Source organism: Pseudomonas sp. AKS31 (assembly GCF_023634765.1).
Taxonomy (GTDB): domain Bacteria; phylum Pseudomonadota; class Gammaproteobacteria; order Pseudomonadales; family Pseudomonadaceae; genus Aquipseudomonas.
In genome coordinates this window covers 571740-580117 of record NZ_JAMLFX010000002.1, presented here as the reverse complement: position 1 = coordinate 580117, position 8378 = coordinate 571740, and the positions used below count along the sequence as shown (strand labels likewise).

8 protein-coding genes are annotated in these 8378 nt (G+C 59.8%); 6 read left to right on the top strand and 2 right to left on the bottom strand.

What is annotated here, in order from left to right; genetic code table 11:
* Positions 1-75 precede the first annotated feature (75 nt).
* Complete coding sequence (locus M9827_RS08650; RefSeq protein WP_250605076.1) at positions 76-1092, bottom strand: AraC family transcriptional regulator; 1017 nt, start codon at positions 1090-1092, stop codon at positions 76-78.
* A 276-nt stretch (positions 1093-1368) separates the two neighbouring features.
* Between M9827_RS08650 and efeU the strand changes: the two genes are divergently transcribed.
* From efeU to efeO (M9827_RS08630), 4 genes are read left to right on the top strand one after another with little or no spacing between them, the layout of a single operon-like run.
* Positions 1369-2214, top strand: coding sequence for an iron uptake transporter permease EfeU (efeU, locus tag M9827_RS08645; RefSeq protein WP_250605075.1), 846 nt, complete (start codon positions 1369-1371; stop codon positions 2212-2214).
* Positions 2215-2222: 8 nt separating this feature from the next.
* On the top strand, positions 2223-3422 hold the full coding sequence (gene efeO, locus M9827_RS08640; protein WP_250605074.1) for an iron uptake system protein EfeO: 1200 nt from the start codon (positions 2223-2225) through the stop codon (positions 3420-3422).
* Positions 3423-3440: 18 nt separating this feature from the next.
* On the top strand, positions 3441-4739 hold the full coding sequence (gene efeB / locus M9827_RS08635; RefSeq protein WP_250605073.1) for an iron uptake transporter deferrochelatase/peroxidase subunit: 1299 nt from the start codon (positions 3441-3443) through the stop codon (positions 4737-4739).
* Positions 4740-4766: 27 nt separating this feature from the next.
* The gene (gene efeO, locus M9827_RS08630; RefSeq protein ID WP_186623277.1) at positions 4767-5591 is read left to right on the top strand and encodes an iron uptake system protein EfeO; all 825 of its coding nucleotides are present in this window, start codon (positions 4767-4769) and stop codon (positions 5589-5591) included.
* Positions 5592-5723: 132 nt separating this feature from the next.
* On the opposite strand, the gene pssA is transcribed toward efeO (M9827_RS08630), so the two are convergent.
* The gene (pssA, locus tag M9827_RS08625; RefSeq protein ID WP_250605072.1) at positions 5724-7067 is read right to left on the bottom strand and encodes a CDP-diacylglycerol--serine O-phosphatidyltransferase; all 1344 of its coding nucleotides are present in this window, start codon (positions 7065-7067) and stop codon (positions 5724-5726) included.
* 204 nt (positions 7068-7271) lie between these two features.
* Here pssA and M9827_RS08620 point away from each other — a divergent pair, with 204 nt between their 5' ends.
* On the top strand, positions 7272-7835 hold the full coding sequence (locus M9827_RS08620; protein WP_250605071.1) for a TetR/AcrR family transcriptional regulator: 564 nt from the start codon (positions 7272-7274) through the stop codon (positions 7833-7835).
* 54 nt (positions 7836-7889) lie between these two features.
* Positions 7890-8369, top strand: a complete 480-nt coding sequence (locus tag M9827_RS08615) for a nuclear transport factor 2 family protein (protein ID WP_250605070.1) — start codon at positions 7890-7892, stop codon at positions 8367-8369.
* Positions 8370-8378 lie beyond the last annotated feature (9 nt).

Below are 8378 nucleotides of genomic sequence, written 5' to 3'. Positions count from 1 at the left end.
TTCGCGAGCAGGCTCGCTCCCACAGGGGGAATGCATTCCAAATGTGGGAGCGAGCTTGCTCGCGAAGAGGCCCGTTCAGACAACCTCATTCAGGATCAGCGCCCGATAGTGGCCCGGATTCGACCCCGACCATTTGCGAAACGCTTTGTAGAACGAACTCGCATCGGCAAAGCCCAAGCGGCTGGCAATCTCGACAAAGCTGATCGAAGGTTCCGCCAGCCAGGTGATCGCCAGCTCTTTGCGCACGCTGTCCTTGAGGCCCTGATAGGTCTGCCCTTCCTCGGCCAGACGCCGGCGCAGCGTCGAAGCGGACATGCACAGTTGCTGGGCCAGTGCCTCGGTTTCCGGCCATCGTTCGGCAGGCAATTGGCGCAAGTCCTGTTTGATCCGACTGGCCAGGCTCTCCGGGTCGCGGTACTTCACCAGGATGTTGGCCGGGGCATGAGCGAGAAAGCGTTTCAGCTCCTCGGCCGTGCGCTTGATCGGCAGGTCGAGACAATCGGCCGAGAAGATCATCCGCGTACGAGGCCGCTCGAAACGCAGGTTTTCCGAGAACATCACCCGGTAGTCATCGGTGAAGTCCGGCGCCGGGCAGCGCAACTCAATCGCCAGAATCGGAATCCGCCGCCCGGCCAGCCAGCAGGCGACGCCGTGGACGATCATCCAGTAGGTGAAATAGCTGAAGGCGCGGCGTGGTTCGGGGTCGTCTTCAAGCAAGACGATTTCCGCGAGACTTTGCTGGTGCACCAGTTGCGCCGGCAGGCGTTCGAGCATCAGCGACAGAAAGCTCAGGCCTGTGCTCAAACCCGCCGCCAGCGTCGGTTGCGCCATCGCACTGCGGCACAGAAACTCCAGGCTGCCGGACTTGAGCTTGCGCGGGTCCATGCCGAAAAACTCGTCATCGCCACGCCGGGCCAATAAGCGCCAGAGTTTCGCGTACTGCGAGGCCGGCACCCGGCCGTGTTCGGTTTGCAGCAACGCCGGATCAATCCCGACCTTGTTCAAGACCTCTGCGGTGGCCGCGCCCGGGGCGCAACTTTGCAGCAGCGCTTCACGCACGAGCTGGACAGCGATGGTGTCTTTTTCCGACATGGAGCCCGGTGAACCTTGTTGTTTTTGAGTGGCGAGCATCTTAACCCAGCCAACACAAATGCCCATGTAGGAGCTGCCGAAGGCTGCGATCTTTTGATCTTGATTCTATAAATCAAAAAGATCGGCAGCTCCTACCCGGTTCCGGCGTACATATGAGAATGGTTGTTCTTTAACTTGTTCAGCTTGTGTTCAGGTTTATGGCAATGAATGTCATGTGAGAATGACTTTCATTATGTTACAACTTGTAACCTCTTCGAATGACCCAGTGGACACCGAATGCTCGTTCCCTTTCTGATCATGCTGCGCGAAGGCATTGAAGCCGCGCTGATCGTTGGCATTATCGCCAGCTACCTGCAACAGACCGGCCGTGGCCAATGGATGCCCGCCGTTTGGATCGGCGTGTTTCTCGCCGCGGCCCTCGCCCTGCTGGTCGGTGGAGGCCTGGAACTGGTCAGTGCCGAGTTCCCGCAAAAGCAGCAGGAACTGTTCGAAGGCGTGGTCGGACTCGTGGCCGTGGGCATTCTCAGCTCCATGGTGTTCTGGATGCGCAAGGTCGCGCGCTCGATCAAGCATTCGCTGCAAGCCTCGCTGGATCACGCCCTGACTTCTTCGAAGCATCAGGTCGTTGCGTTGATCGCCATGGTCTTTTTCGCCGTCGCCCGTGAAGGCCTGGAAACAGTGTTCTTTCTGCTTGCGGTGTTCCAGCAAAGCGAAGGCCCGGGCGCGCCGGTCGGTGCCCTGCTCGGGCTGATTCTGGCGATTGTCGTCGGCTTCCTGATCTACAGCGGCAGCATGCGCCTCAATCTTTCGGCGTTCTTCAAGTGGACCGGCCTGTTCATTCTGGTGGTCGCCGCCGGGATTCTCGCCAATTCGGTGCAAGCCCTGCATGAAGCCGGGCTATGGAATCACCTGCAAACCGTGCTCTTCGACTTCAGCGCGACGCTGCCGATGGATGGCCCGTTGGGCTCGGTGCTGGCCGGCATGTTCGGCTATCAGGATGCGCCGACCGTCAGCACCCTCGGTGCCTATCTGATCTATCTGCTGGTGGCGCTGGTGATGTTCTTTTACCCGGCTCCCGCACCCAAGCCCTCCACGCAATCGTCTTCCGTTTCCAGCCAATAAGGGCATTCATGTCAAAGCCTAATACTCCCCAGGCCTCCCCTCCCCGCGCCTTGCGTTGGGCGGTGGCCGGTTCGGTGGTGGTGATGATCGCCGCCGGTGGTCTGTTCTATTACGCCTCGAAAATGGCCGCGGCCAAACGTCAGCACAACCACGATGAAGTGGTGGTGAACATTCATCCGGGTAGTTGCGAGCCGAATGCACTGACGGTACCCGCCGGCCGCGCCAGTTTCCGCATCGTCAACCGCTCTGATCGCGCGGTGGAATGGGAAATTCTCGACGGCGTGCTCGTCGTTGAGGAGCGGGAAAACATTGCGCCGGGGCTGAGCCAGGTGATCAACGCCAACCTGCAACCGGGCAACTACGCGATCACCTGCGGCCTGCTGAGCAATCCACGCGGCACCCTGCACGTGACGCCGACTGCCGCGTCTGATGCGGCGGCCAAAGCCAAACCGTCGATGGTCGCCTTCGTCGGGCCGCTGTCGGAATTCCGCGTGTACCTGGCCAGCCAGAGCAGTGCGTTGATCAAAGCCGTGACCGCGCTCGATCAAGCGATTGAAAGTGGCGATCTGAGTCAGGCTCAAGCGCTGTACCTGCCGGCGCGTGCTGCGTATCAACGTCTGGCGCCGGCCGCGCAACGCCTCGCCGAACTGGACAACAGCATCAACGCCCGCGCCGATTACTTCGAGAAACGCGAGCAGGATCCGGCCTTCGTCGGGTTCCACCGCCTCGAATACGCACTGTTCCAGCAACGCAATCTCGACCAACTGACGCCCGTTGCCCAGCGCTTGCTCAGCGATGTCACCACGCTCAAACAGCAGTTGCTCGCGCAAAGCCTGCCACCGGAACAACTGGTCAACATCATCGTGCGCAACCTCAACACCCTCGCCGACGTCCGTGCAGCCAGCGGAGAAGAAGAGCGCTACAGCCACAGCGATCTCAACGGGTTCGCTGCCAACGCGCAATCCGCCCACAAAGTGGTCGATCTGCTGCGGCCGATGCTGAGCAAGTCGGCAGCCGAGCTGTTGCCGAAAATCGACCAGGCACTGGCGGATTTCGACAGTGAACTCGACGCCTACAAGATCAAGGACGGCTACGCCAGCTACGACACCCTCAGCGGCGAACAACGCAAACAGATTGCCGACAAGGCCCAGGCCCTGGCCAACGCACTGGATGGCATCGATCCCGCCCTCGGCCTCTCCGGCCTGTAAGCAGAAGACCCATTCCCGATGAAAGATCTAGAAACGCTCAACCTGCAACGTCGCCGTGTCCTGATGGGCATGGGCGCCGCCGGTGTCGCCCTCGCCGGATCCGCCCTGAGCTGCCCGGCCATGGCCGCCGCGCCGGCACAAGTCACCGAAGCACCGAGCAGCGACAAGACCGAAGACCGCCACGATTTCCACGGCGTGCACCAGACCGGCATCGTCACCCCGCGCCCGGCGTCGGGCATGCTGGTGTCATTCGACGTATTGGCCAGTGATCGCGAAGACCTTGAGCGGCTGTTCCGCACGCTCAACGAGCGCATTGCGTTTCTGATGAAGGGCGGCCCGGTCGCACAAATCGACCCGAAACTGCCGCCACCGGATTCCGGCATCCTTGGCCCGAACGTCACCCCGGACAACCTGACCATCACGGTTTCGGTCGGCGAGTCGCTGTTCGACGAGCGCTTCGGTCTGGCCGAGGCCAAGCCCAAGCGTCTGATCCGCATGGTCGGGTTTCCCAACGATGCGCTGGACGCCGATTGCTGCCATGGCGACCTGAGTTTGCAGTTCTGTTCGAACACCGCCGACACCAACATTCACGCCCTGCGCGACATCGTCAAAAACCTCCCTGACCTGCTGCTGGTGCGCTGGAAGCAGGAAGGCAGCGTGCCGCCGCAAGCCCCGGCGAAACCGGGTGTGCCGGCGCAATCGGCGCGCAACTTCCTCGGCTTCCGCGATGGTTCGGCCAACCCCGACTCCAACGACAGTAAAGCCATGGATCGCCTGGTCTGGGTGCAACCGGGCAGCGACGAACCGGCCTGGGCCGCGCATGGCAGCTATCAAGCGGTGCGGATCATCCGCAACTTCGTCGAGCGCTGGGATCGCACACCGTTGCAGGAACAGGAAAGCATCATCGGCCGGGTCAAAACCACCGGCGCGCCGATGGGCGCCCAACACGAAAGCCAAGTGCCGGATTACAGCACAGACCCGGCCGGCAAGTTGACCAAGCTCGACGCGCACATTCGCCTGGCTAATCCGCGCACGGCTGAAACCCAGGCCAACCTGATCCTGCGCCGGCCATTCAATTATTCCAATGGCGTGAACAAGAACGGTCAGCTCGACATGGGCCTGCTGTTCATCTGTTACCAGGCCGACCTGGAAAAAGGCTTTATCACCGTGCAGACCCGCCTCAACGGCGAGCCGCTGGAGGAATACCTCAAACCGGTCGGCGGCGGCTACTTCTTCACCCTGCCGGGTGTCACGGGCGACAAGGACTTCATCGGTCGCTCGCTGCTCAACGCCACACAACCGAAAACAGCCGCATAAAACAATCTCGACACTGGAGCCGCCCCGATGAAAAAGACGCCACTCGCGTTATTGCTGACCCTTGGTTTGCTCAACACCCCGCTGTCGGCGTTTGCCGCCACAGCACCGCTGGATCTGGTGGGGCCGGTTTCGGACTACAAGATTTACGTCACCGAGCAATTGGATGAACTGGGCAGCCACACCCAACAATTCACCGACGCCGTGAAGAAAGGTGATCTGGCCACCGCGCAAAAGCTCTACGCACCGACCCGCGTGTACTACGAGTCGATCGAGCCGATTGCCGAGCTGTTCAGTGACCTCGACGCGTCCATCGACTCGCGCGTCGACGACCACGAGAAAGGCGTGAAGGCGGACGACTTCACCGGTTTCCACCGCATCGAGTACTCGTTGTTCTCGGAAAAGAGCACCCAAGGCCTGAACGAACTGGCGGACAAGCTCAACAGCGACGTCAAAGATCTGCAGACCCGCGTGGCCGGCCTGACCTTCCCGCCTGAGAAAGTCGTCGGCGGTGCCGCCGCGCTGCTGGAAGAGGTCGCCGCGACCAAGATCTCCGGCGAAGAAGATCGCTACAGCCACACCGACCTGTACGACTTCCAGGGCAACATCGACGGCGCAAAGAAAATCGTCGACCTGTTCCGTCCGCAGATCGAACAGCAGGACAAGGCGTTTGTAGCGAAGGTCGACAAGAACTTTGCCACGGTCGACAAGATTCTGGCCAAGTACAAGACCAAGGATGGCGGGTTCGAGACGTATGACAAGGTGAAGGATAACGACCGTAAAGCGCTGGTCGGGCCGGTGAATACCCTGGCGGAAGACCTGTCCACGTTGCGTGGCAAGTTGGGTCTGAATTAGGTTTTTGTAGCGTCTGGACTGGCCCCATCGCTGGCAAGCCAGCTCCCACAGGTTCTTCGGCGTACGCAATATTTGTGAATCACCGAGGACACTGTGGGAGCTGGCTTGCCAGCGATGGCATTTTCAGCAGCGCTACAAAATCCGGTAGAGCAACCGCTCAATCCGCACCCGACTCACGCGCTTGAGAAACTTGGCCACTCCGGCCGGGTACTCCGGCAGCGTCTCCAGACTCTGAAAGCTGTCGATCCGCGTGGTATGGCGGAAGATATCTTCCAGCTCCTTCGCCCGTGGCTCCAGCCACTCGCCCTTCGGGTCATCAATCAACAAGGCGTTTTCCAGATCCAGGCGGAATGCCCGTGGATTGAGGTTGTTGCCGGTCAGCAACGTATAGCGCTGGTCGATCCACATGCCCTTGAGGTGATAGGTGTTGTCGCCGTCACGCCACAGGTGCAGGTTCAACTGACCGCTGTCGATGTTGCGCTGATGGCGCTTGGCAAAACGGCGCAGGCTGATCTCGTACAGATACGGCAACGCTGCAATGACCTTGAACGGCTCACTCGGCGGGATATAGAAGTCGTTGGCGGTCTTGTCGCCGACCACGATGTCGATCTTCACACCACGGGCCAGCGCGCGGTTGATCTCGCGAATCACGCCCAGCGGCAGGTTGAAGTACGGCGTGCAAATCGTCAGTTGTTTTTGCGCACTGGCGATCAGCTCGAGAATCGCCCGGTTCAACGGGTTGTTCTTGCCGACGCCGAGCAGCGGGCTGACCGACAGGCCTTCTCGGGCGGTGCTGCCGTTGGCAGTGTCGTACGTCGCATATTTGAGACGGCTGCGCAGATCGCCGATGTCGTTGCGCAGGCTGCGCGTGGTCGGCAGGTTCGGCAGATCGAGACGATGCACGGCTTTTGATTCGATCAGGCCGTGCTTGACCAGGTGATGCATCGAGTCAGCCAGTTCGTGGCTTTGCAGCACGTGGTAACGGTCGAAGCGGTACTTGTCGAATTTGTGCAGATAAACGTTGTTCAGGCTCGCGCCGCTGTAGACCACGCAGTCGTCGATCACAAAGCCTTTCAAATGCAGCACACCGAACAACTCGCGGGTCTGCACCGGCACGCCGTACACCGGCACTTCGCTCTGGTGCGTGCGGGTCATTTCCTGATACCACGCCGAATTGCCCGGCTGCTTGCCGGCGCCGATCAGCCCGCGCTGAGCGCGCAGCCAATCGACGACCACGGCGATTTCCAGCTCGGGGCGCTTGAGCTTGGCGGCGTGCAAAGCATCGAGGATTTCCTGACCGGCTTCGTCTTGCTGCAGATACAGCGCGACGATGTAGATGCGCTGGGTCGCCGTGGCGATTTTCTCCAGCAGGCAACGACGGAACTCGGCGGCACCGGACAGAATGGTCACGGCCTCGGCGGTCAGCGGAAAGCTGCGCAATTTGGGCAGCAAGGAGCGTTTGAAAAGCAACGGCATAGGGCTCGCAATGGGTCGAATCCGAAGAACCCGAGAGCTTACACCATCGCATCCTTCGGGTCTTGTTAGTGCCCATAAAGAGATCAAAAGATCGCAGCCTTCGGCAGCTCCTACACGGGCCAATGCAGGAGCTGCCGAAGGCTGCGATCTTTTGATCCTAAAATATCCTTGCCAAAGGAGAACAATCGTTCTACTGTTCGCCACATGAACGAAATCACTAGCAATGACACACGCGACATCATTCTGGATGTCACCGAAAAGTTGATCTACAAAAGTGGCATCGCTGCCACCAGCATGGATCTTCTGGTGAAAACCGCAGGCGTCTCCAGAAAAAGCATTTACCGTTACTTTGCCGACAAGGACGCGCTGACCGTCGCCGCCCTGCAACGCCGTGACGTGCGCTGGATGCACTGGTACAGAAGCGCTGTCGATCAGGCCGAAACCCCGGCCGATCGCCTGCTCAACCTGTTTACCGTGCTCAAGAGCTGGTTTGCCTCGGAAGGCTTTCGCGGCTGCGCCTTCATCAACACCAGCGGCGAAACCGGTGACCCGCAAGACCCGGTGCGGCAGGTGGCGAAAGAACACAAACAGAAGCTGCTCGACTACGTGTGCGAGCTGTGTACCGAACATGGTGCCGAGGATCCGCAACTGCTGGCCAAACAGCTGCTGATCCTGATTGACGGTGCCATTACCGTAGCGCTTGTGATGGGTGATCACAGTGCCGCCGATAATGCGCAATGCATGGCGCGAAAGTTATTGGACCTGTAACGCCTTGATAAGCCGGACTTGTTGTTTATTTATTAATTAGATCGGGAGACTGATATGTCTACTGCAGCCCAGGTACGTCCGCCATTGCCGCCCTTCAACCGTGAATCGGCCATCGAGAAAGTTCGACTGGCCGAGGATGGCTGGAACTCCCGCGACCCGGAACGGGTATCGCTGGCTTACACCCTCGACACCAAATGGCGCAACCGCGCCGAATTCGCCAACAACCGCGAAGAAGCCAAGGCCTTCCTGACCCGCAAATGGGCGAAAGAGCTGGATTACCGTTTGATCAAGGAACTCTGGGCTTACTCCGATACCCGCATCGCCGTGCGTTATGCCTATGAGTGGCACGATGATTCGGGTAACTGGTTCCGCTCTTACGGCAATGAAAACTGGGAATTCGATGAGCATGGCCTGATGTTCCAGCGCTATGCCTGCATCAACGACATGCCGATCAAGGAGAGCGAACGCAAGTTCCACTGGCCACTGGGCCGGCGTCCGGATGATCATCCGGGGCTGACCGAACTCGGCCTCTAATTTCACAGG

What these genes read in the sequence shown, in the direction of transcription:
- M9827_RS08615 (WP_250605070.1), top strand. Translation starts at nt 7,890, where the DNA reads ATGTCTACTGCAGCCCAGGTACGTCCGCCATTGCCGCCCTTCAACCGT.
- efeU (WP_250605075.1), top strand. Translation starts at nt 1,369, where the DNA reads ATGCTCGTTCCCTTTCTGATCATGCTGCGCGAAGGCATTGAAGCCGCG.
- M9827_RS08620 (WP_250605071.1), top strand. Translation starts at nt 7,272, where the DNA reads ATGAACGAAATCACTAGCAATGACACACGCGACATCATTCTGGATGTC.
- efeO (WP_250605074.1), top strand. Translation starts at nt 2,223, where the DNA reads ATGTCAAAGCCTAATACTCCCCAGGCCTCCCCTCCCCGCGCCTTGCGT.
- efeO (WP_186623277.1), top strand. Translation starts at nt 4,767, where the DNA reads ATGAAAAAGACGCCACTCGCGTTATTGCTGACCCTTGGTTTGCTCAAC.
- M9827_RS08650 (WP_250605076.1), bottom strand. Translation starts at nt 1,092, where the DNA reads ATGTCGGAAAAAGACACCATCGCTGTCCAGCTCGTGCGTGAAGCGCTG.
- pssA (WP_250605072.1), bottom strand. Translation starts at nt 7,067, where the DNA reads ATGCCGTTGCTTTTCAAACGCTCCTTGCTGCCCAAATTGCGCAGCTTT.
- efeB (WP_250605073.1), top strand. Translation starts at nt 3,441, where the DNA reads ATGAAAGATCTAGAAACGCTCAACCTGCAACGTCGCCGTGTCCTGATG.